This is a genomic window from Mycolicibacterium sichuanense, from assembly GCF_033741125.1.
Taxonomy (GTDB): Bacteria; Actinomycetota; Actinomycetes; order Mycobacteriales; family Mycobacteriaceae; genus Mycobacterium.
Genome location: NZ_JAWQPU010000002.1, coordinates 686,107 through 712,276, shown reverse-complemented (window position 1 = coordinate 712,276; position 26,170 = coordinate 686,107). Strand labels below are relative to the sequence as shown.

The following is a 26,170-nucleotide window of genomic DNA, read 5'->3' as shown; positions in this document are numbered from 1 at the left end:
GACCTCTTCCTTGGTGAACTGGTGGCGCTTGTGATGCGACCCGTCGCGCAGCGAGGTGTCGGTCATCCGGACGTCCCACATCGGGTCGAAGTAGACCTCGCTCATGCTCGTGCTCCCGTCCCTGCAGAGGCGCGTTCCTTGGCGATCTCCTCGCCCACCTTGGTCGCCGCGGCGGTCATGATGTCCAGATTCCCCGCATACGGCGGCAGATAGTCCCCCGCCCCCTCGACCTCCACGAACGTGGTCACCAGGTGATGGCCGCCGTTGAACACCGTCGGCTCGTCGAACTGCGGCTCGTTGAGCAGGCGGTAGCCCGGCACGTAGGTCTGCACCTGCGCGACGACGTCCTTGATGGAGGCCGTGATCGCGTCATGGTCGGCGTCGGCGGGGATCGCGCAGAAGATGGTGTCGCGCATGATCATCGGCGGATCAGCCGGATTCAGGATGATGATCGCCTTACCCCGCTTCGCGCCGCCGATCACCTCCACGCCGGCACTGGTGGTCTTGGTGAACTCGTCGATGTTGGCCCGGGTTCCCGGGCCGGCCGACGCCGAGGACACCGACGCGACGATCTCGGCGTAGGGCACGTCGACGACGCGGCTCACCGCGTACACCATCGGGATGGTGGCCTGCCCACCACAGGTCACCATGTTGACGTTCGGCGCGCCCAGATGCGCGCGCAGATTCGCCGGCGGGATCACGCCGGGGCCGACGGCGGCCGGCGTCAGATCGATCGCCCGGATGCCGGCCTCTTCGTAACGGGGCGCGGCGGCGCGGTGGACGTAGGCGCTGGTGGCTTCGAACACCAGATCCGGCTTCTCCGACTGGGCCAGCAGCCAGTCCACACCCTCGTGACTGGTCTCCAGTCCGAGCTTGCGCGCCCGGGCCAAACCCTCACTGTCGGGATCGATGCCGATCATCCAGCGCGGCTCGAGCCACTCCGAACGAAGAAGCTTGTACAGCAGGTCGGTGCTGATGTTGCCCGACCCGACGATGGCAACTGAGCTCTTCTGAGCCATGTAATGCCTCTCTTACTCGAATGACAGCCGGACTGAACCCAGACCGGCGAAGTCCGCGACGAACTCGTCGCCTGGGCGGCAGTCGATGGCCCTGGTGCACGACCCCGGCAGGACGATGTCCCCGGCCCGCAGCCGCACACCGAAGTCGTCGACCTTGCGGGCCAGCCACGCCACGGCCGTCACCGGGTTGCCGAGCACCGCGTCACTGCGGCCCTCGGCGACCACCTCACCGTTGCGCCGCAACACCGCGTCGACGTTGCGGATGTCGAGATCCTTCGGTGACACCCGCTCCTTGCCGAGCACCCAACCCGCCGAGGATGCATTGTCGGCGATCGTGTCGCACAGCTTGATCTTCCAGTCGGTGATGCGGGTGTCGATCAGTTCGATCGACGGGGCGAAGGCAGCAGTGGCAGCCAGCACGTCGTCCTCGGTGCAACCGGCACCGGGCAGATCGTCGGCCAGGATGAAGCCGACCTCGACCTCGACGCGCGGATGGAGGAAGCGACCGGCCGCGACGGGGACGTTCTCGAAGACCTCCATCTCGTCGAGCAGATGGCCGTAGTCCGGTTCATCGACGTTCATCATCTTCTGCATCGCCTCGGACGAGAGCCCGACCTTGTGGCCGACGACCCGTGCGCCACCGGCCACCCGTGCCCGGATGTTGATGAGCTGGATCTCGTAGGCGTCCACGACGTCGATGCCGGGATATTCGTCGGTCAACGGCTTGATCGGCACCTTGCTGCGCTCGGCTTCTGCCAGGTCGGCAGCCAGCTCATCGCGCACCTCAACGGACAACATCGATGACGTCCCCTCGTTTCGTCGACCGGCACAGTTGTGGGTCGGCCGAGCAATTCTATAACGTGTTCTACATGACCCAACAGGAGTACGACGTCGTCGTGGTCGGGAGCGGCGCCGCCGGGATGGTCGCGGCTCTCACGGCGGCCCACCAGGGACTCTCGACATTAGTCGTCGAAAAGGCTCCGCACTATGGAGGTTCCACTGCGCGGTCAGGTGGCGGCGTCTGGATTCCGAACAACGACGTGCTCGTTCGCGACGGGGTGAAGGACACCGCCGAGGCGGCCAGGACCTACCTGCACGCGATCATCGGAGACGTCGTAGAACCCGAACGCATCGACACGTATCTCGACCGCGGTCCCGAGATGCTGTCGTTCGTGTTGAAGAACTCGCCGCTGAAGCTGTGCTGGGTCCCCGGATACTCCGACTACTACCCCGAGGCGCCGGGTGGCAAGCCGACGGGACGATCCGTCGAACCCAAGCCCTTCGACGCGAGGAAACTCGGCCCCGACGAGGAGGGTCTCGAACCTCCCTACGGCAAGGTGCCGCTCAACGTGGTGGTGATGCAGCAGGACTACGTCCGGCTCAACATGCTCAAGCGCCACCCCCGCGGCGTGCTACGCAGCGTCAAGATCGGCGCCCGCACCATGTGGGCCAAGGCGACCGGCAAGAACCTGGTCGGCATGGGCCGGGCGCTCATCGCGCCCCTGCGCATCGGTCTGCAACGGGCAGGCGTGCCGGTGCTGCTCCACACCGCGCTGACCGACCTCTACGTCGAGGACGGGGTGGTGCGCGGGGTCTACGTGGTCGATACCCGCGACTCCGCCGACGCCGAACCGCGACTCATCAAGGCCCGCCGCGGCGTCATCCTCGGCAGCGGCGGGTTCGAGCACAACGAGCAGATGCGGGTCAAGTACCAGCGCGCGCCGATCACCACCGAGTGGACCGTCGGTGCGGTCGCCAACACCGGCGACGGCATCATCGCGGCCGAGAAGCTGGGCGCTGCGCTGGATTTCATGGAGGACGCCTGGTGGGGGCCCACGGTGCCGCTGGTCGGCGCGCCGTGGTTCGCCCTGTCCGAGCGCAACTCCCCCGGATCGATCATCGTCAACATGTCCGGCAAGCGGTTCATGAACGAGTCGATGCCGTACGTCGAGGCATGCCACCGGATGTACGGCGGCGAATACGGTCAGGGCCCCGGCCCCGGGGAGAACGTGCCGGCCTGGCTGGTGTTCGACCAGCAGTACCGAGACCGCTACATCTTCGCGGGACTGCAACCAGGACAGCGCATTCCAAAGAAGTGGCTGGAGTCCGGCGTGGTGGTCAAGGCCGACACCCTCGACGAGCTGGCCGCCAAGACCGGGCTGCCCGCCGACGCGTTCAAGGCCACGGTCGAGCGTTTCAACGGGTTCGCCAGATCCGGTGTCGACGAGGACTTCAACCGCGGCCAGAGTGCCTACGACCGCTACTACGGGGATCCGACGAACAAGCCCAACCCCAACCTCGGCGAGATCAGCCACGGCCCGTACTACGCGGCCAAGATGGTGCCCGGCGACCTGGGGACCAAGGGCGGCGTATGCACCGACGTGCACGGCCGCGCCCTGCGCGACGACGGTTCGGTGATCGAGGGCCTCTACGCAGCCGGCAACGCCAGCGCGCCGGTGATGGGCCACACCTACCCGGGACCGGGTGGAACCATCGGGCCCGCCATGACCTTCGGGTATCTGGCTGCCCTGCATCTGGCCGGCTCCGGGGCGGCCTGACGTGCCGATCAACCTGGACGAGGCCATCGGCGCCGAACTGCCACCCGTCGAATTCTCTTGGAGCAGTAGCGATGTGCAGCTGTACCACCTCGGGCTGGGCGCCGGCGCCGATCCGCTGGACCCGCACGAGCTCCGCTACCTGACCGACGACACGCCGCAGGTACTCCCCACGTTCGCCAGCGTGGCACAGACCTTGCACGCGACCGCGGCCCCGACGGTGAAGTTCCCCGGCATCGACATCGAGCTGTCCCGGGTGCTGCACGCCAGCGAGGCCGTCAGCGTTCCCGGCCCGATCCCACCGTCGGGTACGGGCCGGGCCGTTACGCGGTTCACCGACATCTGGGACAAGGGCAAGGCGGCGGTGATCTGGTCGGAGACCACGGTCACCACACCGGACGGCGCACCGCTGTGGACTCAGCGGCGGTCGATCTTCGCCCGCGGCGAGGGCGGCTTCGGCGGCGAGCGGGGACCGTCGACGTCGGCCGAGCCGCCGGACCGCGCCCCTGACGCGGAGTGGTCGATTCCGACGCTGCCGCAACAGGCACTGCTGTACCGCCTGTGCGGTGACCGCAACCCGCTGCATTCCGATCCCGAATTCGCCTCTGCGGCAGGCTTTCCCAAACCCATTCTGCACGGTTTGTGCACCTGGGGCATCGGCGCCAAGGCGCTGGTCGACCACTTCCTGGACGGTGACGTCTCGCGGGTCGGCTCCTACGGGGCGAGGTTCGCGGGCGTGCTGTACCCGGGTGAGACGCTGCGAGCCCGCGTATGGCGGGACGGCGAACGGCTGCAGGCCGTGCTCACCGCCGTCGATCGGGCCGACGCCGTCGTGTTGTCGGGCGTGGAGCTGATCGCAGGCTAACCGGCCTCGTTGGGATCGGCGGGGGAACCAATCCCTCGGCCTGCCGTTTGCGCGAGGTCGCTACGTGACCCGTCGGCGGGGCCCGACCTGATAGTTTCAAAACCTAGGAAACCGTCGGGGGGAATCCGCCGGTCCGACTTCAGGAGGGGCACTCACGTGAAGATCACCCGCGCACTCGTAGCCACGGTCGCCGTTGCCGCAGCAGGTTCTCTCGGAGCACCGATCGCCGCCGCCGACGACCTGACCACGACGACCATCGGCAACGAGGCGACGCTGACCAACGGCGACGTCGTGCAGGGGTGGACCATTGGCGACCTCAAACCGAGCGCCGATCAGATCCCCTACCCCGTCGCCGGCACGCTGTGGGAGGCCACCGCGACCGATCAGGCGATCCAGGGCAGCGTCACCCCGATCGTGTCGAATCTCAACGCTCGAGCCAAGGACGGCCAGACCTACCGCGTGCTGTTCGGTGTCGCGACCCCGCAGGGCGTGAACCCCTCGACCCTGGGCCAAGGCGCGAAGACCAGCGGCAAGGTCTACTTCGACGTCGTCGGGGACGCCCCGGACAGCGTCGTCTACAACGCGGGTGGCAAGGATCTGCTGGTGTGGGTGCAGCCGCCGCCTCAGCTGCCGACCCGGCCAGGTGGCGGTAGCTACACGCCGTCCTCGCCGGCGACCACCGGAACTCCGGCCGCCACGCCGTCCGCCGTCCCGGGCGCCCCCGCCGGTGCCGCGGGTACCGCCACGCCCGCCGTCCTCCCGGCGGGTAGCCAGGGCACCCCGCTTCCCGCAGGTAGCCAGGGCACCCCACTCCCGGCGGGCAGCCAGGGCACCCCGGTGCCCGCCGCGACTACCCCGCTGGTGCCGGTTCCGGTCGGTACCGAAGGCGCTCCGCAACCCGCCAGCGTCCAGGAGGGAGTCACTCCGGGCGGCAGCCAGGGCACCCCGCTTCCCGCAGGTACTGCCACTGCTACGCCAGCGACTTCCGGTGCGCAGGCGCCGTCGACCGCGCCCACCGGCTCGCCCACACCGTCGACCGGGCCTGCGGCGTCCCCGGCGGCACCGACGACGACCGTGGTGCTGCCGCCGCCCGCCTGACCCGTCGGCTCAGGAGTGGCTCGACCACCACGCGTACAGCTGATCCAGGTTGGGGCCGTTCTCGGCGCCATCGACCGCGCCGAGCACCAGCCGGGCGTCGTCCGTCCAGGCCAGAGTCGGGACGCTACCGCGGAAGCCGCAGACCAGGTTGCCACTGACCAGCTGCGGGGTCGCATTGCGGCGCCACGGGCCTGGTGACTGGATGTTGCCGGGGCAGTTGACCACCTGGGTGGCCCCGACGATCGTGGTGAAGGCCGACTCGACCGCTTGCTGATCGCCGAACAACGCGTAGGTGGCCGTCAGCGGGCCGCCCGGATCGTCGTTCTGGGTGCAACCGACCTCGGCGACGGCGGACTGCGACGCGTCGACGGGCGTGCAGGCGCCGGGCGGATACCCGGGTGGCAGCGCGCCCCGCAGCCGGGACTGCGCGGCGGGGCTGGCCGTCGTGGCAGTGGTCGATGTCGCAGAAGCTCCACTGCCGGAGGCATTTTCGCCGGATTTCGGCCAAACCAGCCACACCGCGAGCCCGGCGATCAGTACCGCCGCCACCGCGGCCGCGATGACCGGACCGGTCGGAAACTGCTTGGCCTTGACCGCAACCGTGCGCGGGTCGACCGTCAGCGGTTCGGTGAACAGGTTCGCGAAGACCTCACCGGTGGGTTGCGCGTCCGGCGTGGGAGCGGCGGCCGACCGCGGTCCCATCGCACCGATCTGATCTGCCAGCGCGCGGGCGAAGTCCGAGCAGCGCGCGAATCGGCTCTCCGGCCGCTTGGCCAGGCCGACCACGAGCACGCGGTCGAGCGCCGACAACTCCGGTCGCTTCTCCGCCAGCGACGGCGGCTTCGAGTTCAGATGGGCTCGGATCACCTCGGCCGGATCCGAGCTCGGGAACAGCGGTTCGCCGGTCAGCAGGTGATACGCCGTCGCGGCCAGCGCGTACTGATCGGCTCGAGGTCCCACCGCCTCACCGGCCAGTTGCTCGGGTGCGCAGTAAGCCACCGTGCCGACGGCCATCGTCGTCGCGGCGACGTCGTCCGCGTCGTTCACGTCGCGCGCGATGCCGAAGTCGGTCAACAGGATTCGCTGCTCACCGTCGTCGTCGAGGTGGGTGAGCATGATGTTGGCGGGTTTGACGTCGCGGTGCAGCAGGCCACGTTTGTGGGCACTGTCGAGTGCGCTGGCAACCGCGGTGACGATGCGGGCGACGTCGTCGGCGGGCATGCCCGACGGATGGCGTTCGGCGACGAGCCGCGACGCGTCGAGGCCGTCGACGTAGTCCATCGAGATCCACAATCGGCCGTCGGCCTCACCGCGGTCGTGTACGCCGACGATGTTGGGATGCCACAGCGTCGATGCCAGGTCGGCTTCCCGATTGAAGCGCGCGCGGTAGTCGGTGTCGACGGACCAGTCGCGGGGAAGGAGCTTCAGCGCGTCGCGGCGCGGGAGCCGCGGATGCTGCGCGAGGTAGACCCGACCCATGCCACCCGATCCGAGCAATCCGATGATCTCGTAACCGGCGAAGATCTCCCCGGCGTGCAGCTCGTCATCCGGCAGGGGTGGGGGCGACGACCATTCCTCCGGCGGCGGCGGCGAACTCATGTCGTACCTCCGACTCGCTCAGTGTGACCCTGCCATTGCCGCGATGATGCCCCGCTCGTGACGAGGGTAGTGGGCGACGGGTCGAGAGGGCGGAGGCGCAGCGCTACATGTCGCGCGCGAGGTCGTCGCCTCGTCCCGGCCGGGGATGTACCGGCGCCGGACCGGCGCCATGCGGAGCGGGGCCTGCAGCGGCGGAATCCAGCGGGGGACGGCCCGGCTTGGCCGCGTCGTCGCGATCCTTCTCGTCGGTGGGTCGCTCACGCTCGGCGCCGGCGTCGGGGGCGGGCTGCGGTGCGGCACCGGTCCCGCCGGAACCGGCCGCCGACAGTCCCCCGGTGGGCTGACCGGTCGTGGGCTGAGCCGCCGCGGGTTGACCGGTCGCGGGTTGACTCCCGCCTCCCGACGCCGAGCCGCCGCCACCCTTGGCGCCCTGCATGGCCTGCTGGATCATCGACCCAAACTGTCCGGCCTGGCCGCCCAGCGCCTGTGCGGGCGATCCTGCCTGCTGCGCCATCTGTCCCAGCTGCCCAAGCATCTGACCGAACTGGCCGACCTGCTGACCGCCTGAGTCGTCGGCGTTCTGATATGCCGATTGCGCGGCGCCCAGCTTGCCGGAGAACGTCGTCTCCTTGGCCTGCAGCGCAGCGACACTGGTGGCCATCGAGGCGGTCAGAGTGGGAAGTACGGCGGCGATGGTCATGCTCATCGCGTCCTCACCGGGCTGGATCGAGGGCAGCTCGGGGAGCTCGACACTGGCGGGGTCCCAGTTGAGGGCACCGGGTGTGTGCATCGGATCCATCGACATCAGCAGGCACCTCCCGTGGTCTCACCAGTCATCGTCGACGTCCTCGTCGAGGTCGTGCTCGAGCGGAGGGGGCGCGGCGAGCGAGGCACCGGTTCCGCCGCTCTCACCACGCTGGCCCATGTGGCCCATGCCTCCCATGCCACCGCCGGCACCCACCGGCGCGAGGCCGCCGACCGCGGAGGTCCCCGCCCCCGCCGGACGTACCGCGACGTCGCCGGAACTGCCGACCAGGTTCGCCAACGCCGGCGATTGGGGCGAGAGCCCGCCCGATCCTGGCAGCCCGGCCGCCTTGACCAGACCGCCGCCCGCTCCCGCGCCGGCCCCACCGGCCAGGGGGTGATTGGAGAAGGCGGAAAACGGCATCGCCGCCGCGCTGCCACCGCTCTTGCCGCCGACCGACATCAGCTGCTGCAGCGGTTGTATCAACTGCTGCAGCGGCTGCATCAACTGCTGCGGCGCCTGGGTGAGCATGCCGCCGAGTTGCTGTGGGAGCTGCATCGCCATCTGGCCCATTTGCATCATCATCTGCATCGCCTGTTGCGAACCCTTGTCCGCGGCCTGCGTGGCCGGAGCCGTGGGCGGCGCGTCGGGCTTGGGGATGTTCGGCGGCACCCCGAGGCCTGCGGCGAGCTCGGTCGAGTTGGCGTTGACGTAGGCGATGTTCTGCGACAGGCCGAGCTTGATCCGGCTCTGCACCAGCTCCTGGGCGTTGCCGAAGGGCATGGCCGCGATGGCCTCGCACTCGTGCTGAGTCTCCTGCGCGGTGGCGTTCACCAGCACCTTCGTCTTGGCAACCGTGACCTCCATGCTGCGGAGCTTCGCCGCGATGGCGGTGGCCTGGGCCGCGTTGGCCTCGTGGCCGGCGATGATCGTGGTGGCCTCGCCGCCTGCAGCGAGCGCACCGCCGCCCTTCCACTGATCGGCCAGTTGCATCAGCTGGCCCTGCTGCTGCGGCACCACCGCGCCGGTCAGCTTGGCCGCCAGTGCCTCGTACGACGCCGCCGCCGCCGCGAGGGACTCCTCGTCGACGTTCGGCCACCCCGGCCCCGTCACGGTCTGCGATCCGAACGGGCTGCTGTCGGGCGGAACACCCATGACCCCGGCTCCCCTTCCGCACGCTTTTGCTACGTGGGTCGAGGTTACCGCCGACGAAGAGGGTGCACACGCACCTGTTGGGTGTCAGGCGGGGTCGGCAACGCAGAATTCAGGAGCACATCTTCGAGATGCGGGTGCTGCTCTCCTGCGCTCTGCTCAGCAGCGTGGCTTGACGTGGATCGTCGTTGGCGACGCCGACGAGCTGGTTCATTCCGATGTCCTGGACGACGTCGGCGAAGCCACGCACCGCCGATGCCAATTCGGCCGGTGTCCCCGGGTCGAGCCGGGACAGCAGGTAGTCACCGCCGCCGAGGGTCGCCAACCGGGCGTTGGCCGCGACCGCCGCCCGCGCGACGGGATCGGACCCCAAGTCGTTGTTGGTTTGCAGGGCGACTGCGCGAAGCACGATGTCGAACGCCGAACAGACCCGCACCTTGGCTGCGTCGGACTGCAGGGCGTCGGCGACGGGCGCGTTCGGCTGGGTGGTTCGCGCGGCCAGCGGGTGCACCAGTGTCCACGTCGCGACGACGGCACCCAGCACCACGAACGCCACGACCGTCGCTGCGGTGACCACCCGCGGCCGCCACCTGGCCGCCGCGGGCCGACCGTGCAGGCGGGAATCCGCCTGCACGGCCGGCGCGGTTTCCGACACGCCCTGGAGCCCGCCGTGCGATCGCATCACTACGCGGTGCCGCCGCTGGCGCCCGAAGAGCCGCTCGATCCGCCGGCCCCGCCAGCCCCGCCAGCGCCACCAGCACCTCCGGTCTTGGTGCCGCCACCGGACGCGGTGCCACCGTCGCCACCGTTGCCACCGTTGCCGCCGATGCCGCCGTCGGCGCCCTTGCCACCCGCCCCACCCTGCGATGGACCGGTGGTGGAGTTGGAGTTGCCGCCGCGGCCACCTGAGCCGCCGGCGCCGGCGAAGGTCCCCGCGCCATTGCCGCCGGACCCACCCGTGGCCGTCGTTCCGGTGCCCGTGGAGCTTCCGGCGCCGCCGCTGCCCCCGCCACCGCCGCTGCCAATCGTTGCCCCGCCGCCGGACCCACCCGACCCGCCGGTGGCGTTTCCGTTGGTGGATTCCGCGAAGCCACCCGCGCCGCCCTTGCCACCGTTGCCACCAAGCAGACCGCCGCTGCCGCCCTTGCCGCCGGCCACGCCGGTGACGTCGGCCGAACCTTGATCGTCTGCAGGCGAGCGGTTGTAGCTGTCGCCACCTTGCCCACCGGCGCCACCCGAGCCGGCCAGGATTGCGCTGCCACCGGCACCCGCGCTACCACCGGTCCCGACGCCGCCGTTGGCACTCGCGTAGCCGCCCATGCCGCCAGCACCGCCGGTGCCGACCACTGCCTGACCGCCCGCCGCGCCGCTGCCACCCGTCGCCGTACCGCCAAGACCTTGAGCCTCCGCGTTGCCGCCGGCGCCGCCGGCACCCGCCGTGCCGAGAGTGGCGCCGCCGCTGGCGCCACCGGCACCACCGGTGGCGTTCCCGGTCAGTGAGATCGCGTTGCCGCCGCCGCCACCACTTCCGCCGTTGCCGCCGAACAGCCCGCCGGCCGCACCACTGCCGCCGGCAGCCCCGGTGGCATCCAGGGGACCGGACGAGGCCACCGACTGAATGTCGTTACCGCCCTTGCCTCCACTGCCGCCCGCGCCGATCAGACCAGCTCCGCCACCCTTGCCGCCCGCGGTGGCCGCGGACACGAGATCGCCCGTCACCGGGTCGTAGACGGCGTCGACACCGGCGCCACCGTTGCCACCCGAGCCGAACAGGAACCCGGCGTTGCCGCCGTTGCCACCGAGCGCCCCGTTACCGCCACTGCCCCAAAGCAATCCACCGTTACCACCGTTGCAGGGGGCGGTGCACGTCGTGGGGTCGGCGTCGAGGCCGTCGCCGATCAACCACCCGCCGGGCCCGAAGATGGGCGCGAAGCCGACGGTGCTGGCCGCGGCCAGCGCGGTGGGCGTCGGCGAACCGGCCGAGCCGAGCAATCCGCAGCCCGTGAGCGGCAGGCACGCCGGATCGGGCGGACCCAGCGGAATGTCGGTGGACGCCAATCGGACTTCCGCGGTGACCGGCGCAGGAGCGTCGGGAGAGGTGGCCAGGAACAGGCCGACCCCGACCATCGCCGCTCCGGTGACTCCTGTGGTGACGTATTGGCGAGTTGACATCCTCTTGCGTTGACTGGACACCTTGGAACCTCCTTGAAGTGATGCTCGACGACCCCCGCCGGGCAGGGCCCCCACAGGGCGGGGGCTCACGGTTGTTGGCCAGGCTCCTCGGCTAACCCGAAACGCCGATCCTGGCAAAGCGACCACCACCTCACTATCGGTTCCGGCGCGACCCCAGTACACGAGCCATTGGAGCGAACTTCGGGAGGTATCCAGGCCTAGGCCCATCACACCGCGGAACTAGTTCTCACTCCGAGGCATGCAGCACATCTCGAACGGGACCCGTGCCCGACGCCCTCAAGGACGGGGCACCAGCCACTGAACCGCGTAGGCCGGCAGCGCCATCGGCTGACCGTCGACGCTGCCGCTCGTCGTCGCATTCCTGGTGTTGACGACGACGATCGCCGTGCCCGACCCAAGGGCGAGCAGTCCGCTTGACGCCGTGATCTTCCGCGGTTTGGCACCCGGCGGGAAGGCTCGAGCGAAGCGCTGCAGGACATCGGTCAGCATGGGCAGCGGTTGGCCTCCGGTGACCGCCTGGGTGTCGGTCCATAGGCAGGTCGCACAATCGGGGCCGTCGGGCTGGGGGTTCCAGTAGAGAACGGTCTGCGCTCCGCTGCTTGCCAGTTCGATCATCGCAGCGACGCGTAGGGCTACCTGGTGCTCGGGTGACCAGTCCGCGGCGGATGGCTGCACGTACCACTCGAGCCACCAGATCGGCCGATTGATCATCCGTTGCAACCAGTCATCCACGGCGGAGAACTTCTGCACCGCGGTGAATTCGTCCGCGGCGCCGTCGCCGGTGGTGGCGTGGGCATCCACCGCGACGAAGTCGGCCCCAACGCGATGGAACCGCCAATAGTTGAAGGCGTCCAAGACCCGTTGGTCGACCGCACCCCACGGGCCACGTAGATAGGGCGACCGGTGCGTGGAATCATAGGGTTCGGCGAAGTCGAGGTATGGACCGCCGACCTGGTTGGCCGGGTTGGCAGTCTTCAGCGCCTGGTAGACCGAATTGTAGAGGTCCGTGTAATCACCTGCTCGCCAACGTTTTCGATCGTCATCGAAGAATCCCTTGAACTCGTTCCAGACGACGAAGTGCCGGACGTACGGATACCGATTGGCCACGACGAGGCTCAACGCAGTGAAGTCGGCGAAGTGTTCTCGCAGCGGCGCCGTCTCGAGTCGGTTCCAGTCGGTCGTTCCCGGGGCACCGCCCTTCATCCAGTCCGGGGCGCAGCACAAGACGATGACCGGCACACCGCCACTGCGGCGAATGAAGTCCATGCGACGGTCGAGGCTGGCGAAGTCGTACTGGCCCGGCAGCGGCTCCGGATTGTCCGCCCCCCAGCCCATGATGGCCTGAGCCTGCACCATCGGCACCGATCTGATCGCATTCTCGGCGGTGGCGATCGCAGCGGGTTCACCGTTGTCGGCGCTGAACTGCGTGTGGGTGAAACCCCAACCGGGCCAACCGGTATCAGTGGGCCCATGGGTCGCGGTACGCGATGGTGAGCACAGGCTAGTCGCCAACACGAACGCAGCAACCAAGATCACCCCACCCACGGCGACGGTGATCCACCGACGCCCCCGACGCCGGGTGCCTTGTTTCGCCCGGAAGTGACGCGCCATCAGTCCATGTCGCTTCAGGCGTCCGTTACCCGCAGGGGATCTTGCGGGATGCTCGAACGCAGCTTGAGGAACAGCGCAAGGTCGATGACCAGGATGCCGAGGAACACGGCAACCGCGAGTCCGCCCAGCACGAGCGCCGCAATCATCACGACGTCAAGCATGTCGGCTCAACTCCTCTCCACCCTTCCGGCTGTCGCGCGCGGCATCACCATGGCACGCAGGTGAGTTCGCTGTACAGATAGTCGATCTGCTCGTCCTGCAGGGTGGGGCTGCGGTACATCTTCGGCCAGTTCCTTAGCCGGAACGCCAGACGGGGTTCATCCCCGACGACTCGCCGCTCGGCCAGCGTCGCCACGACGCCATGGCGGACCAGCAGGCGGCGGGTCAATGGCATCAGAGCGCGGTGGAAGAGCTCCCGATCGCTGATGTGGAGGATGAGCGCGAATACCGGCACTCCGTGGTATCGCACGATCCGGTACATGACGTAGCAGGAGTCCTCGCCCCTGGTGAGCACGAGATGGTGCACCGCAAGCGCTCGCCGATGGTCGCGGTAGAGGGCAAGCTCGGCCCCGGCCAGCGTGCGGGCGATCACCTCGGGCGCAGAACTCGTCCGGTATCGGCTCGGCAGGGTGGGCCAAGGCAGGTTGGGAATCAGCGCCGCCGACGTATCGAGGGAGCGAAACCCCATCCAGTGCAGTATCTCTCGCGGCCCGTGGTCAGGCGACAGGACCGTGACGTGATAGCCGTCCTGCGCCAGCAGTGCCTGCACCAGCGACATGCTGCGCGAGCGGTATTCCGGCAGCACGCACCACGATCCCAGATTGCAGAACCGCTCGACCCGCCCTGCGAACCGACGTTCTGAGTACAGCGCCAACAGCGTGCCGACGACTCGATCGCCGTCGCGCAGCATGAACCCGTGGTTGGGTGCTTCGACCTGCCACGGCACCTCGGAGCACGCCGCCGCCCACGGCACGCGGGCATTGTGATTGGCGCGCAGGAACTCCGCCACCGCTGGCACGTCGGAGTCGGTGATCGGACCGAGTTCGACCGAAGTCCTGAGCGCGCGCCGGACGTCGGAGGTCACGGCGCGCCACATTCTTCCCGCGACTGCGGCAGCACCGCGTCACAGGGCAGGTGGCTATTGACGCGCCACCAGTCCCGTCCCGCCGGCGGCAGCCCGTCGATCGGATCGTAGAACGGATGGACGCGGGTCAAGGCCTCGGCATCGGTCAGGTCCAGACCGGTCCGGTAGTTCTTGGTCCAGTAGGAGATACCCAGTTCGCGGTCGTACTGCACGGCCTGATGAACCCACCGCTTGCCGACGTAGGGAACGTCGCACACGATTCGCGGCGTCGCAAAGCCTGGCAGGTAGCCCATGATCGCCAATTGCAACTGCTGCGCCTCGGCCAGCGAGGTCCGCCAGTGCTCGGCGTTGGGGATCATGTCGCACATGTAGAAGTAGTACGGCAGGATGTTCGCCTCACCCTGCAGCGCGAAGCAGAGGTCCAGCAGGTCGTCTGCGGTGGCGTTCACCCCGCGCATCAACACGCCCTGGTTGCGTACGTCGCGCAACCCGGCGTCGAGCAGCGCCCTGGCGGCCGACGCGACGAGCGGGGTCACCGATTGCACGTGGTTGACGTGGGTATGCAGGGCGAGGTTCACCCGGCGTGCCGCGGCAAGCCGGGAAACGCGATCGACTCCCTCGAGGACCTTTGGCTGTAACCAGTGCTGCGGCAGCGCCGCAAGCGCCTTCGTCGCCAACCGGATGTCGCGGATGGTGTCGATCTCCAGCAGGCGAAGGAGGAAGGACTCCAGCCGCGGCCAGGGCAGATTGGCCACGTCACCGCCCGAGACGACGACGTCGCGAACCGACGGCGTGGCGCGCAGGTACTCCACCATGCGATCCTGCCGGTCGGCGGGCTGCAGGGTGAGCCGGGTCTTGCTGACCATTGGCGTCGAGTTGCCGATGAGATCCATTCGCGTGCAATGCCCGCAGTACTGCGGGCACGTGGAGAGCATCTCGGCGAGCACCTTGGTCGGATATCGATGAGTGAGGCCCTCCACCACCCACATCTCGCTCTCGTGCAAGGAGTCCCGCTCGGCGTAAGGATGGGAGGCCCATTCGACTTGGCGGTCAGTGAGCACCGGGAGCATGTACCGCCGGATCGGATCGTGGTAGAAGGCCTCGGTGAACGCTGCCGGCTTCGTCTCGTTGGACGGCACCATGGTGTTCAACATCTGCGGAGGCAGCAACATCGACATCGTGGCGCACTCCTGCTGGTCGGCAGCTAGGTCCTCGTAGAACCGCTCCTCGAGCATTGGCCCGGCCACGGCGCGCAACTCCTTGATGCTCTTGATGGAGTGCGACCGCTGCCACTGAGCGTCCCGCCACTGAAGATCCGTCACCCCCGACCACCCCGGATAGCGACGCCAGTCGGGCTCGGTCAATTCCTTGCGCACGTAGGTGTACGGCTGCTCGATGGGGGCGACGAAACCGCCACCCCGTGCGGTTTCGGTGCGATCGTTGAGCATCGTCATTTCGTCAAGACCCCTTCGTAGGCGGTCGCCAGGTCGGCGCCGTGCATCACTTCGGTCGCAGCCCGCCGGCCCGACCTGATCGCACCCTCCATCAGCCCGAAGAACTCGAGACTGGTCTCGGTGCCCGCCCAATGGACTCGGCCGTGCGGTTCGGTCAGGGTCGGACCGAGCCGCAGCCAGTCCCCCGGGCCGAAGAGCGCCGCATAGCATCCCTTGCTCCATTCCTCCGCCAGCCAGTCGGTCACCGAGCAGCGCGTCGGCGGTGGCAACTGGGGGAAGAGCCTGGCGGTATGGGCGAGTGCGGCGGCGCGCTGCTCGTCCGCCGACAACGCACTGAACTCCGCCGCCGCGGCACCGGTGACGAAACCCGTTAGCACGCCCAGGGATTGATCTGGTGGAGAGTCATCGACCGTGGAGAGCAGCGGTCCGTGCTCGCTCACCGACCAGCCGGACATCCCCAGCGAGCGCCAGAGCGGTGACGGGTAGCTCAGATGCACCTTCACCGCGCACCCACGGCCGGTGGCCGCCGTGGCACGCGGGGCAGCCAGGCCGGGCCGGAACTCGATCCGCTGCGCCAGCAGCGGCGGGATGGCGACGATGACCCGGTCCGCTCGATACTCCGAGGGAGAACCGTCCTGGTTCGACGAGCAGTGCACGACGACTCCGTCGGCATCCTGGTCGATCGTGGTCACGCTCTGGCGCAGTAGAATTCGAGCTCCGAGCTGCTTCGCTAGGGCGTCACACAGCTGATGCGAACCCCCGTCCACCCGCCACTCCTGGGCGCCGCCCTCGAAGGCATTGAGGTATCGGATCCCCCCACCGGAACGCAAATAGAACGCCATGTGCAGCGCCGAGATCGCCGTCGGATCGGCCGCCATCATCTCACCCAGGAACAGTGGGAAGAAGGTTCGGGCGGCTGGGTGCTTCACCTCGTCGGCAAGCCACTGCGCGGCGGTGAGCGTGTCCAGACGTTCGGCGCCCGGAGTCTGCCACGGCGCCTCTGGACGAACCAGCGCGACGAGATCTTCGAGCTGGTCGAAGAGTTCGCCGAGCGCGACCGCCTCCAGCGGTGGCACCCGGCCCGCGGTCACCGTCCGCTGACCGGACATCAGGAACGTGCTGTCCCCCTTCATTCCGGTCGAGGCCAGTCCGAGCCCGTGTTCCCGCAGCAGGGCGAGCAACTCCGTGTGCCGGACGCCGAGGTAAGCCGCCCCGCCATCGACGAGGTCGTGCTCCGACAACGGAACTCCGTACATCCGGCCACCCACGCGATCGCGCGCCTCGAGCACCGTGACGCGCATACCCGCCGCGACCAGGTCCGCGGCGGCACAGAGCCCCGCCAATCCCGCACCGACGACGACTACGCGCCCGCCCCCCGCGTTCACGCCACCACCGCGGCAATCTCGTCGGACAAGCCCTCCGGTGTCGGTGCATCGACGAAGTCCTCGTAGGACAACTCGATCCCGAAGTCGCGGGCGATGGCGCTAAGAACCCGGGTGGCCAACAGCGAATCGCCGCCGAGCTCGAAGAAGTCGGAGTCCGCCGCCACCTCGGCCGTTCCGAGGACCCTGCGGAAGATCTCCACGATGCGATCGGAATTCATCTGATTGCTCCTTCGTTCTGGTTGGCTGTGGCGGCGCGCTGCGTCGCCGCCCGGTCGATCTTCCCGCTGGAGGTGTACTCCAGCGCCTCGACGAACTTCACTGTGCGCGGGACGAATTGACTTGGCAGACGGTCACGTAGATGGCGCTTGAGCTCCGCCGAGGTGACCGATCCGTCCGTGACGACATAGGCCGTCAGCGAGGTCTGTGCCAGGCGCCGTTCCCCCATCACCACCGCCGCCGCGACGGCCGGGTGGGTGGTCAGCTGTGCCTCCACTTCGGCCGGGTGCACCCGCACACCGGACACCTTGACTTGATCGTCGACCCGGCCTCGCGAATGGAGAAGCCCCCGTTGGCCACGGACGACCAGATCACCCGTGCGGAACCACCGGGTGTCGCCAGAACCGTGATCCAGGATCGGGAATCCAGCGGCGGTGAGCTCGGCCAGTCCGAGGTACCCGCTGGCCAGGCAGGGGCCCGACACAAGTAGTTCGCCGTCGTCGGTGACGTGATCACGGACGTGGGGCAGCGGCCGGCCGAGTGGCGCCTCGGCGCCATCGACCTCGAGTCCGGGTTCGGCGCCGGGACCCGCCAGTGTCACCGAGTGGGTGATCATGGTGGTCTCGGTGCATCCGTACGTATTGAGCAAGACGACGTCTCCCGTGGATGATTCGCGCCACTGCCGCAGCCTGGTCGGATCGACCCGTTCGCCACCGATCACCACCAGGCGCACGGTGTCGGGCAACCCGACGCGCTCCTCGTGCAGGAATAGGACGAGCTCGTGCCAGAACGCCGTCGGCAGATCGAGCACCGTGATCCTCCGCTCGGCGACCATCCGGAGGAAGCGCGGGAACGAGCCCGAATGGGCTTCGTCGTCGAAGATCAGCGCAGCGCCGGTGGTGAGGGCGGGCAGGATCTCCTCCAGGCAGGTGTCCCAGCCGAGCGACGCGAATTGCAACACCCGGTCCCGTGGGGTGAGCGCGAAGAGCTGACGCAGCGAGCGCACCGTGGTCGTCAGCGCCAGCCGCGAGATCACCACCGGCTTGGGCACTCCTGTGGAGCCCGAGGTGCACAGCACGTATGCCCCGTCGCTCGGCCGCCACGACGTCCCAGGCTCGGTCGGCCCGCCGACGTCGCGGAGGGACTCGGGTACGGCGTCACATGCGTCGGCAACCAGCCCATGCACGCAGTCCAGCTCGAGTACCTCTGCTAGGGCCCGCTTCCTGCCGTCCGGCAGCGCGTCGTCGATCGGGCAGTAGGTGGCGCCGGCTTCGAGGATTCCCAACAGGTGTTCCACGACGGCCGGCGTATGTGACACCGTCGCACCGATCCGCCCGGACGAGCCAGCGGCGAGCCGGTGCGCCCGAGCCCGCCATGCGACGTGGTGAATCCGTTCGGCCAGTTCGCGATACGTCACGGCGGTGCCGTCGTGCACGACGGCGATGCGATCCGGTCCGTCGGCGACCGCGGAGGCGAAGTCGGCCATCAGGTCGTCGACGCCGGCGTCGGGTAGGACGTCGGAGGTAAATGCGTGGGACATGAATTCCTACTCGTCTAGTGGGGAACGGGCGGGCACGCCGGCAGCGCTGGCCGTCATGTCAGCAAAGCGAATCGCTCGCCGACCACGAGCACGAAGCCAATCAGTAGAGGCAATGCAGCGAAAGTCAGGGGACGCAACCGTTTTCGGCCGGCGAATCCGAGGCGGATGCGCCACGTCTCGCGGGTGATGAGAATGCCGAGCAGCAGCGCCAGGAAACCCAGTCCAACCGGGGTCCACGGGGTACGCCACACTTGCAACCCGGTGGGCGGTGCCACATGGGGTTTGGCCACCGCGCCGGGGAGTGGGTCGAGGGCATAGACGGCCGCATCGTGGTTGTCGACGATCACTCGGATGCCCGGCGTCGCGGCCAGTGCCCGGCGGAACTGATCGCCCCAGACCGTCGGGTAGCCCTGGCCGTACACGACGAAGGCCTCCTGGCTTCGCGTGGTGATCAGGTAACCCCCGGGCCCCAGCTGCCTCAGTGCCCGCAGTACTGCCGTCGTGTCGGCGGGGTCGCGCGGTGCCATGGTGTTCTGCCAGCGCACCCGGTCGACGTCGCGATAGCCCAATGGCATGAAGGGGGTCGAATCCAGCTCGGGCACCGCGGTGACGTAGAGGAAGGTCACGTCATCGGAGGTGTTCTCGTACACCGTCCGCACCGCGCTCACGGCACCCGTGGGGATGCGCTCGAACGCCTCGTTCCCGTACCGGGTGACCAAGAAGCAGAACAACAGTCCGAGGACGCAGATCCCGGTGACGCATCGGGTGAGCAGCGACGGACGCGCTACCGGGTCCGGAAACAGGGACAAGGCGATGAGCACGCATGCGGGCGCGAGGGCGAAGAGGTAGACGCGCAGCGCCATCTCGCCGCCGTAGCTCTGCGCGAACGCCAAGCCGATCGGTGCGGCGATCAGCACCAGCAACACACGGTCCTCGACCCCGCGGCGCCGACGACGGAACAACCCGAAACCGGCGATCAGGAATACCAGGACCGTCGTCAGCATCCTGGCGTGCACGACCAGCTGGTGCTCCGCGTTACCGAGGCTCGCGCGGTCGGCAACACTCGAGGACATCGTTCCGCCGACGTCGCCAACGCCACTGACCACCTGGCTGAAGTGACCTCCCCAGTAGGCCTGGGTCATGAAGCTGATCCACGCCAGCACCAGGACACCGAAGAGCACGGGGAGTCCGACCAGTGCACAGCGACGGGCGACGACCAGGCCGGTGATACCCGACAGTGCGGCGAAGGGGGTGAGCTGATGGCAGACGGTGATCGTGACGAACAGGCCGACGATGACCGCGAACACCACGATCCGGTCCGCGGGAGCGATCGCCCTGGCGGGCAACTCCCCTGGTGCAGCACCGCCCCAGAGCCATCGCCACGCCCGGCGCGCCGGCCTCAGGACACGAGGCATGTCGTTCGAGCCGTGTTCCGGAGGCCGAAACCAGACGACGAGGAAGGCAAGGAGCAGCAGGTAGAGCAGCAGTGTGAAGCCCTGTGGCGAGAAGTAGTCCTGCCCGACCCAGTTCAGGAGGCAAAAGAGCACGGCGGCAAGCCACTTCGCCTGCCATGTCATCCGCAGGGCACTCATCAGCAGACCGAGGGCGATGAGATACGAGAGATTGGCGATTACCGGCGTCACGGTGAGAACCGAGTTCAGGGCGTCCAATCTTCCCGATCCGACCCAGAATGCAGCCAAACCGAAGAAACCCGGCCACGACCACCGGCAGTCGAGTGCGGGTGCCGTGGTGCCGGTGCGGTCGATGAACTCGACGAAGCCGGCGTGCACCCAGCTGATGGCGAAGCGTGGCTCTGACTCCACGAACATGGGCAAGCCGTGGAGCAGGACGACGAGCAGCACCAGCTGAACGGTGAGCAACCACACCCGCTGCCGCAGTAGCGAAAGCGTGGCGACGAACGCAGTCACCAGCAGACCGAGCCCCAGTAGCGTCGTCACGGGCAGCACCGAGATCAGGCCAAGACCCGTCGTGGCGTCGAGATCGAGGCCACGCAGTCCCATTCGGTACAGGCCGACCGCCACCGAGGTAAGCGCACACAGCAGGACGACGCGGACGTCTTGGGCGCCTTCGGTCGGCAGCCGTCGGTGCCGATCGCCGTCGGGGCGAATCGGAACGACTTCGGGGCCCGGCGCGGCGATCACGTGAGACACGGGGGCTCCTGCCGCACTCTGTCGTGACGCCAACCAAGAAGCTTGGCCAGCTCGGGAACCACCGCGATCATGACGATCAGCTGGCCGATCAACACCGCAACCCCGACCGCGGTGAGTCGCGGGTCACCGAAGCTTCGGAACCAGTCCTGGTAGCCCTGCAGAATCACGACGAGGCCCAGCACTGAGGCGGCCCGAAGCGATTGCACCGCAACGATTCGACCGCGCATGGTGCGAGCCCGCAGGGTGCCCAGGTAGACGTCGACCACCGCGCTTGGCAAGCTGGCGAAGGCCAGCAGCTGCAACAGGGGTACCGCGTCGAGGTAGCCCCGACGAAGCAAACCCATGGTGTACGGAGCCGCCAAGCCGATCACCACGACCCCGATGCAGAGCAGCACCAGGGCTCGAATGAGCGCGGAGCGGCAGTGGCCGGCCAGTGTCGACGGGTCTAGCACACCTTCCACGGTCATGGGCACGGCCAGGTTGACGGCCACCAGGTTCATCATGCTGGCGACCGCCCAGGCCAAGAAGAAGTACGCGTAGGTCTGCGGTGAGACCCGCAGCGCCACCAGTACCGGGACGAGGAACATCGCCCCGTAGAGGAACAACGCTCCCAGGTAGTCGGCGGCGAAGAATCGGCCGATCTCTGCCCTGGTCAGCTCGACGTCGATCCGTGAGCTCCGCACGTGTCGGGGGATGAGCCGCCCGAAGATCAGCAGGTTCACCGGAAACAGGACGACGATCATGGGAAGGATCCAGGAGAAGAAGACTCCGGAGTGCGGCAGGACGTGCGCGAACACGAGGAGTAAGACGATCTTCGAGACGGCGAACGTGGCGTTCCAGACGGGCACCCACACCGCGGCCCTTAGTCCCGTCAACACGCTGTCCTGCACCGTGACCACGCTGGCGGCAACCGCTGCGGCGACGAACCACAGTCGCATCGTCGGCTCGCGGAGCAGGTCGTAGGCCGGACCGCCCCACCAGTGCAGTGCGATGAGCAAGACCACGGCGAGGATCGCGACGACCACCGAGGTCAGCACATAGGTGAAGGCCACCACGGCGAAGACACGTCTGCCGGTGTGCGGGATGAAGCGGTTCAGCGTGCCCGCGAAGTTCACCGACACCAGACCGGTCAACAGCATCAACGCCGAGATGGCGGCCGAGCCGCGGCCCACGTCGGAATCGTTGTAGTGGCGAGCGGCGAGCACCCAGTAGGCCAAACCGAGGACACCGGAGATTCCGGTGTTGAGAATCAGCGCATAGGCGTTGCGAAAGAAGGGCTTCGTCGGCGCAGCCACCTCGTCCGCACCCAGAGTCGCGCTGGCGTAGTCAGACATCTTGAGTCACCCGTCGGCCGGCACGTCGCACGCCCCGCACCGATGCCCAGCCCGCCGTCATCAAGCGGTCCCGCCAGAAGAGGCGACCGTCGTTGCCCGCAACGGCGGCCGCGAACGTTGCCTGGCTCGTGCTTCGCCGGATCGTCAACCGCGGCAATCTGAAGAGATCGTCGGTGGGCGTGGCCCGAAGGTTCCGAACGGCCGCTGCGCGTCGGTATCCGGCCGCTTGGGTGGCGAGCCGCACCCGGCGGTTGGAGTAGCCGTAGGGATAGGCGATGGCTTCTACGGGAGCGTCGACGTATTCCTCGAGCAGCGCTCGGCCGTCCACCAGCTCTCGTCGCAGCGCGACGTCGGACAGTTGGTCGAGCTTGGGATGGCTGTGGGAGTGCGCGCCGATCTCGATGCCTGCGTCGGCAAGTGCCCTGACCTGCGCCCTGTCCAGCATCGCGTCGAGTGGTCGACCGGCGGCGTTCGGTCCGGCGTCAGCCATCCACCCGGTCGTGACGAATACCGTTGCGGGAAAGCCATGCCGCTTCAGGATGGGCCATGCGTTGGCGGCGAAGTCCGCGTAGCCGTCGTCGAAGGTGAGCACCACCGGTCGCTCCGGCAGGCTCCGCTTCGTCTCGAAGGCATCTGCCAGAGCAGAGAACGTCATCGCGGTGAAGCCGCAGCCCGCGAGGAGGGCCACCTGCTCGGCGAACGCGTGCGGCGATACCGACAACCGCCGCGTCGACGCCGGGGGATCCTCGGCAACCGAGTGATACATCAAGATCGGAACTGACGCGTTCATCGCGCCTCGACCATCGCGGGCCGTCGACGAGCGGACACCTCACCGGCAGCGTAACCAGCTGCCGCAGCGAACAATCCCACCGAGATGGCGCCCGAGCGTTCGATCCCACTCGGGTCTCCCCGCAAGGCGTCACGCAGCCCTCTGACGACACCCCGCGTGAGGGTCCTGGTGGTGTAGGTCCGCTCGGCTGACAAACCATCGGCCATCCCGACACTGCGCGTGACGGCCGCCTTGGACAGACCCTCGGCGAAGCACCGTGACCGGAAGTAGGCGAACCTCTCACGTTCGCTGCCCACTCGGTGCCAGATGACGGCCCTCGGCTCGAAGACGTACTTCCACTCGGGGCGGTGTTGATTGACACGAATGCAGAACTCGGTCTCCTCGCAGCCGAGCGGACGCCGCTCCGAGGAGGTGCGACCGATGTGACTCGGAAATCCGCCCGCTACGGAGAACACTTCGCGCCGAAAGGATGCATTGCCGCCCAACAGATTCCGTACGGGACCCGGCTCTCGGCCAATGAACGTGCAGCCAAGTACCCAGTCGAATTCCTCGGGGAACCACCGGGGCCGACCCGAGGCCCAGCGTGGGAGGGTCGTCCCTCCGACGCCGGCGACGTGGTCGTCGGTGTAGCCGCTGCACAGGTGCCGCAACCAATCTGGATGAGCCACCGCGTCGTCGTCGAGGAAGGCCACGATGTCAGAGCAGGTCACGTCGACCCCGGTGTCCTTGCCGCCAGAAAGCCCCTGCCCGTGGCGATTCTCGACGACCGTCACGTCGGGCAGCGCCTCGCGCAGCCGAGTGAACAGTCCGCGATTGTGGTCGACGACCACGACGACTTCATCCGGTGTCAACGATTGGGCGCGAACGGAGTCGACCGCAGCGATCGTGTCGTCCCAGCGCTGTTCGGTGTACGCGCAAATGACGACGCCGACGGTGGGTGCGGCCGCAATGGTGGTCATTTGGCACCTCCGGTGTGATCTGGGTGTAGGTCGCCTACCGGATCGGTCGTCACAGTGGTCCGCGCCGAACCGGAAGGCACCCACCACAGGCACGCCGAGACCGCGCCGACTGCGACGACTCCACCCGGTCGTGACCACGCGTCGGCAGCCAACATGACCTGGACGACCATGGCATTGATGGCACAAGCTCCGGCGGCCGCGACGAGCAGCGCGAGTGCGGGGGGGACACTCGTTAGCAGGCGATATATCGCGGCCGCCGGGGCGAATAGGGTGAAGACCACCAACGCCAAGTGGTCCATGGGCCAATGCGATTGGAGTGCAGCCGCAATGGCGAAGCCGGATGACAGGGTTAGGGCGGCGGCGAACCACCGGTGTCCGAAGTCCACGGGGGGCGCGGAGTCTTCACGAGGCACGGAGACCGCCCCTTCCGTGCGAGACCGGTTCGGCGTTGGCGCGCAACCACCGCACCGTGCGCTTGATTCCCTCGTCCACCTCCACGGCCGGCTTCCAGCCGAGTGCTTCGCCAACCTTGCTGGCGTCCAACGCGATGGCGTGCAACTCACCAACCCGCGCAGCGACGTGCCTCGGCGGCACCCACTCGTCACACGCTTCGCAGATCATCCGGTGGACCTCCGTGACGGTGGTCTGCTTGCCGGTGCCGACGTTGTATGTACCCGTGACGTCCAGTGGAGCCACACCGGCGCGCACGAAGGCATCCACGACGTCGTCGACGTAGACGTAGTCCCGTGCCGCGGTGCCGTCGCCGTAGATCGTCATCGGCCGGCCGGCCACCAATGCGCTTCCGAAGGAAGCGATCACGCCGGCCTCCCCCCGGGAATTCTGGCGAGGTCCATAGACGTTGGCCAGAGCCAGGCAGATCGGCGCCAGACCGTACATGCCCGCGTATGCACCGAGATAGAACTCACCCGCCAGCTTGGCTACGGCATAGGGAGAAAGCGGGGCTACGGCAGTGTCGTCGAGCACCGGTACCATGGCCGGCACCCCGTAGCGCGAACCGCCCGAGGCGGCGTAGACGATCCTCCGCACGCCGGCACGCCGACTCGCCTCGCACACGTTGATCGTGCCCAGCACGTTGCTGCGGGCATCGAACTGGGGATCGGACACCGATGCCACCAAGTTGACCTGCGCCGCGAGGTGGAAGATGACGTCCGGATTGGTGCCGGCGACGATGTCCGTCAGATCCGGCGCCTGAACGTCGTTCTGTATCAGCGTGAAACGCGGTCGGCCGGCGACCTCGTATCCGAGGGCGGCGTCGAGGTTGGACAATCTGCCCGTACTGAGATCATCGATGCCAACCACCCGGTGCCCCTCGGCCAGCAATCGGTCGACCAGCGTGGATCCGATGAACCCCGCTGCACCCGTGACGATTACGCGCATCATCAGGCCTGCGAGATCGATGCGGGCGGGCGTACCGATCCGGACCCTCGAACCGAGGGCGTACTCGCCAGGGCGCGGGCCAGCATTCTGGTCGACCCCGCGTCGTGACCGTCGAGCACGGTGCGCAGCACCCTGATGCCGTCCCGGACCGCATGCAGGTTCGACTTTCCGGATCGTCGCGGCATCTCCAGGCTCGGAACCTCGGCCACCCGCAGGCCGGCCTTCATGGCGCGGACCACCATCTCCGCCTCGATCTCGAAACCCGTTGCCGAAAGGGCGAGCAGTTCCAGGTAGCGGCGGTGGAATGCGCAGAACCCGTAGCACAGATCGGTCAGTTCGGCGTCGTAGAGGGAGTTGAACACCGCCAGCAAGAAGCGGTTGCCGAGGCGACGGAACCGGGTGATGTCCAGCGAGCCGCCACCAACGACGAAGCGCGAGCCCTTGACGAAGTCGAAGCCGTTGCCGAGGAAGTGTAGGAAGTGTCGAATCTCCTGCGGCGACATACTCCCGTCGGCATCCATCATCACGATGATGTCTCCGGTCGCCGCCAGGAATCCGGTCCGCAGTGCGCTCCCCTTGCCGTCACCCTCCTGGGCCACCACCCGAAGGTCGGGACGGTAGCTGCACGCCGTGATGAGCGTCGCGTCGGTCGAGTTTCCATCGACCAGGATGATCTCGTCGACCTCGTCGGCCACCTGTTCCAGGACCCAGGCGATGTTCCTCGCCTCGTTCCTGACCGGGATGATCAGGCTGACCGTCGGTGGTGGCGTGGCCGCGCGCCCAATCTTCTGATGCCCGTTGACTGGAGCGGGTCGTCCCGCCCTTGTCTGCTCGGTCCCTCCGACCAGCTGCATCGACGAAGGTGCCTCGTCATATCCATTCAAGGCGCTGAGATCCGTCATGAGATGAACTCCATTCCGCTTTCGATATTCGGCAATCGGCAATTTCGGTGTTTCACGGTTCGTTTGGGTCGCTCCGACCTCAGGCGATCCCATTCCGTGG

General features: G+C 68.0%; 23 protein-coding genes and 1 pseudogene. 3 read left to right on the top strand and 21 right to left on the bottom strand.

The window, feature by feature from the left end; genetic code table 11:
• From SBI80_RS10290 to SBI80_RS10280, 3 genes and pseudogenes are all read right to left on the bottom strand, one after another.
• Positions 1–105: pseudogene (locus tag SBI80_RS10290) on the bottom strand (4-hydroxy-2-oxovalerate aldolase); the annotation flags it as partial.
• Complete coding sequence (locus SBI80_RS10285) at positions 102–1,019, bottom strand: acetaldehyde dehydrogenase (acetylating) (RefSeq protein ID WP_318974347.1); 918 nt, start codon at positions 1,017–1,019, stop codon at positions 102–104. The gene SBI80_RS10285 and the pseudogene SBI80_RS10290, both read right to left, overlap by 4 nt.
• Before the next feature lie 12 nt (positions 1,020–1,031).
• Complete coding sequence (locus SBI80_RS10280) at positions 1,032–1,817, bottom strand: 2-keto-4-pentenoate hydratase (protein WP_318974346.1); 786 nt, start codon at positions 1,815–1,817, stop codon at positions 1,032–1,034.
• 71 nt (positions 1,818–1,888) lie between these two features.
• Here SBI80_RS10280 and kstD point away from each other — a divergent pair, with 71 nt between their 5' ends.
• The 3 genes from kstD (at position 1,889) to SBI80_RS10265 (ending at position 5,537) form a co-directional block, all read left to right on the top strand.
• Complete coding sequence (gene kstD, locus SBI80_RS10275) at positions 1,889–3,577, top strand: 3-oxosteroid 1-dehydrogenase (protein WP_318974345.1); 1,689 nt, start codon at positions 1,889–1,891, stop codon at positions 3,575–3,577.
• Position 3,578: 1 nt separating this feature from the next.
• Positions 3,579–4,439: an enoyl-CoA hydratase ChsH3 gene (locus SBI80_RS10270; protein ID WP_318974344.1), complete on the top strand. Its 861-nt coding sequence runs from the start codon at positions 3,579–3,581 to the stop codon at positions 4,437–4,439.
• A gap of 156 nt (positions 4,440–4,595) precedes the next feature.
• Positions 4,596–5,537, top strand: coding sequence for an MPT63 family protein (locus SBI80_RS10265; RefSeq protein ID WP_318974343.1), 942 nt, complete (start codon positions 4,596–4,598; stop codon positions 5,535–5,537).
• Positions 5,538–5,546: 9 nt separating this feature from the next.
• Here SBI80_RS10265 and SBI80_RS10260 read toward each other — a convergent pair whose 3' ends face one another.
• The 18 genes from SBI80_RS10260 to SBI80_RS10175 form a co-directional block, all read right to left on the bottom strand.
• Positions 5,547–7,136, bottom strand: coding sequence for a serine/threonine-protein kinase (locus SBI80_RS10260; protein ID WP_318974342.1), 1,590 nt, complete (start codon positions 7,134–7,136; stop codon positions 5,547–5,549).
• Between the two features lie 103 nt (positions 7,137–7,239).
• On the bottom strand, positions 7,240–7,941 hold the full coding sequence (locus SBI80_RS10255) for a hypothetical protein (RefSeq protein ID WP_318974341.1): 702 nt from the start codon (positions 7,939–7,941) through the stop codon (positions 7,240–7,242).
• Positions 7,942–7,962: 21 nt separating this feature from the next.
• Positions 7,963–9,036 carry a hypothetical protein gene (locus SBI80_RS10250; protein ID WP_318974340.1) on the bottom strand — a complete coding sequence of 358 codons (1,074 nt, stop codon included), beginning with the start codon at positions 9,034–9,036 and terminating at the stop codon, positions 7,963–7,965.
• A 109-nt stretch (positions 9,037–9,145) separates the two neighbouring features.
• Positions 9,146–9,688, bottom strand: coding sequence for a hypothetical protein (locus SBI80_RS10245; protein ID WP_318974339.1), 543 nt, complete (start codon positions 9,686–9,688; stop codon positions 9,146–9,148).
• A gap of 29 nt (positions 9,689–9,717) precedes the next feature.
• Complete coding sequence (locus SBI80_RS10240) at positions 9,718–11,226, bottom strand: hypothetical protein (protein WP_318974338.1); 1,509 nt, start codon at positions 11,224–11,226, stop codon at positions 9,718–9,720.
• A gap of 276 nt (positions 11,227–11,502) precedes the next feature.
• Positions 11,503–12,741 carry a GH39 family glycosyl hydrolase gene (locus SBI80_RS10235; RefSeq protein WP_318974337.1) on the bottom strand — a complete coding sequence of 413 codons (1,239 nt, stop codon included), beginning with the start codon at positions 12,739–12,741 and terminating at the stop codon, positions 11,503–11,505.
• Positions 12,742–12,851: 110 nt separating this feature from the next.
• Entirely contained in the window at positions 12,852–12,998 is a 147-nt protein-coding gene (locus tag SBI80_RS10230) for a hypothetical protein (RefSeq protein ID WP_318974336.1), read from the bottom strand.
• Between the two features lie 44 nt (positions 12,999–13,042).
• Positions 13,043–13,921, bottom strand: a complete 879-nt coding sequence (locus SBI80_RS10225; protein ID WP_318974335.1) for a hypothetical protein — start codon at positions 13,919–13,921, stop codon at positions 13,043–13,045.
• Positions 13,918–15,375 (bottom strand): KamA family radical SAM protein, encoded by a 1,458-nt coding sequence (locus SBI80_RS10220; RefSeq protein WP_413232686.1) that lies wholly within the window; start codon positions 15,373–15,375, stop codon positions 13,918–13,920. Before SBI80_RS10220 ends, SBI80_RS10225 begins: the two co-directional genes overlap by 4 nt.
• On the bottom strand, positions 15,372–16,760 hold the full coding sequence (locus SBI80_RS10215) for a flavin monoamine oxidase family protein (protein WP_318974334.1): 1,389 nt from the start codon (positions 16,758–16,760) through the stop codon (positions 15,372–15,374). The genes SBI80_RS10220 and SBI80_RS10215 overlap by 4 nt, the downstream gene beginning before the upstream one ends.
• Positions 16,757–16,978, bottom strand: coding sequence for an acyl carrier protein (locus tag SBI80_RS10210; RefSeq protein WP_318974333.1), 222 nt, complete (start codon positions 16,976–16,978; stop codon positions 16,757–16,759). The genes SBI80_RS10215 and SBI80_RS10210 overlap by 4 nt, the downstream gene beginning before the upstream one ends.
• Positions 16,975–18,516, bottom strand: a complete 1,542-nt coding sequence (locus SBI80_RS10205; protein WP_318974332.1) for an AMP-binding protein — start codon at positions 18,514–18,516, stop codon at positions 16,975–16,977. The genes SBI80_RS10210 and SBI80_RS10205 overlap by 4 nt, the downstream gene beginning before the upstream one ends.
• Positions 18,517–18,569: 53 nt before the next feature.
• A complete protein-coding gene (locus SBI80_RS10200) occupies positions 18,570–20,687 on the bottom strand; it encodes a hypothetical protein (protein WP_318974331.1) in 2,118 nt (705 codons plus the stop codon).
• A complete protein-coding gene (locus SBI80_RS10195) occupies positions 20,675–22,021 on the bottom strand; it encodes a lipopolysaccharide biosynthesis protein (protein WP_318974330.1) in 1,347 nt (448 codons plus the stop codon). The genes SBI80_RS10200 and SBI80_RS10195 overlap by 13 nt, the downstream gene beginning before the upstream one ends.
• Positions 22,014–22,811, bottom strand: coding sequence for a polysaccharide deacetylase family protein (locus SBI80_RS10190; protein ID WP_318974329.1), 798 nt, complete (start codon positions 22,809–22,811; stop codon positions 22,014–22,016). Before SBI80_RS10190 ends, SBI80_RS10195 begins: the two co-directional genes overlap by 8 nt.
• Positions 22,808–23,770 (bottom strand): glycosyltransferase family 2 protein, encoded by a 963-nt coding sequence (locus tag SBI80_RS10185; protein ID WP_318974328.1) that lies wholly within the window; start codon positions 23,768–23,770, stop codon positions 22,808–22,810. The genes SBI80_RS10190 and SBI80_RS10185 overlap by 4 nt, the downstream gene beginning before the upstream one ends.
• Before the next feature lie 402 nt (positions 23,771–24,172).
• Entirely contained in the window at positions 24,173–25,168 is a 996-nt protein-coding gene (locus tag SBI80_RS10180) for an NAD-dependent epimerase/dehydratase family protein (protein WP_318974405.1), read from the bottom strand.
• A gap of 2 nt (positions 25,169–25,170) precedes the next feature.
• Positions 25,171–26,070 (bottom strand): glycosyltransferase family 2 protein, encoded by a 900-nt coding sequence (locus SBI80_RS10175; RefSeq protein WP_318974327.1) that lies wholly within the window; start codon positions 26,068–26,070, stop codon positions 25,171–25,173.
• Positions 26,071–26,170 lie beyond the last annotated feature (100 nt).

Bases quoted from the DNA above. Each gene is read 5' to 3' on its own strand.
- kstD (WP_318974345.1), top strand. From the start codon at position 1,889: ATGACCCAACAGGAGTACGACGTCGTCGTGGTCGGGAGCGGCGCCGCC.
- SBI80_RS10230 (WP_318974336.1), bottom strand. From the start codon at position 12,998: ATGCTTGACGTCGTGATGATTGCGGCGCTCGTGCTGGGCGGACTCGCG.
- SBI80_RS10175 (WP_318974327.1), bottom strand. From the start codon at position 26,070: ATGACGGATCTCAGCGCCTTGAATGGATATGACGAGGCACCTTCGTCG.
- SBI80_RS10205 (WP_318974332.1), bottom strand. From the start codon at position 18,516: ATGTCCCACGCATTTACCTCCGACGTCCTACCCGACGCCGGCGTCGAC.
- SBI80_RS10195 (WP_318974330.1), bottom strand. From the start codon at position 22,021: ATGTCTGACTACGCCAGCGCGACTCTGGGTGCGGACGAGGTGGCTGCG.
- SBI80_RS10190 (WP_318974329.1), bottom strand. From the start codon at position 22,811: ATGAACGCGTCAGTTCCGATCTTGATGTATCACTCGGTTGCCGAGGAT.
- SBI80_RS10220 (WP_413232686.1), bottom strand. From the start codon at position 15,375: ATGACGATGCTCAACGATCGCACCGAAACCGCACGGGGTGGCGGTTTC.
- SBI80_RS10280 (WP_318974346.1), bottom strand. From the start codon at position 1,817: ATGTTGTCCGTTGAGGTGCGCGATGAGCTGGCTGCCGACCTGGCAGAA.
- SBI80_RS10250 (WP_318974340.1), bottom strand. From the start codon at position 9,036: ATGGGTGTTCCGCCCGACAGCAGCCCGTTCGGATCGCAGACCGTGACG.
- SBI80_RS10210 (WP_318974333.1), bottom strand. From the start codon at position 16,978: ATGAATTCCGATCGCATCGTGGAGATCTTCCGCAGGGTCCTCGGAACG.
- SBI80_RS10285 (WP_318974347.1), bottom strand. From the start codon at position 1,019: ATGGCTCAGAAGAGCTCAGTTGCCATCGTCGGGTCGGGCAACATCAGC.
- SBI80_RS10185 (WP_318974328.1), bottom strand. From the start codon at position 23,770: ATGACCACCATTGCGGCCGCACCCACCGTCGGCGTCGTCATTTGCGCG.
- SBI80_RS10255 (WP_318974341.1), bottom strand. From the start codon at position 7,941: ATGTCGATGGATCCGATGCACACACCCGGTGCCCTCAACTGGGACCCC.
- SBI80_RS10260 (WP_318974342.1), bottom strand. From the start codon at position 7,136: ATGAGTTCGCCGCCGCCGCCGGAGGAATGGTCGTCGCCCCCACCCCTG.
- SBI80_RS10180 (WP_318974405.1), bottom strand. From the start codon at position 25,168: ATGCGCGTAATCGTCACGGGTGCAGCGGGGTTCATCGGATCCACGCTG.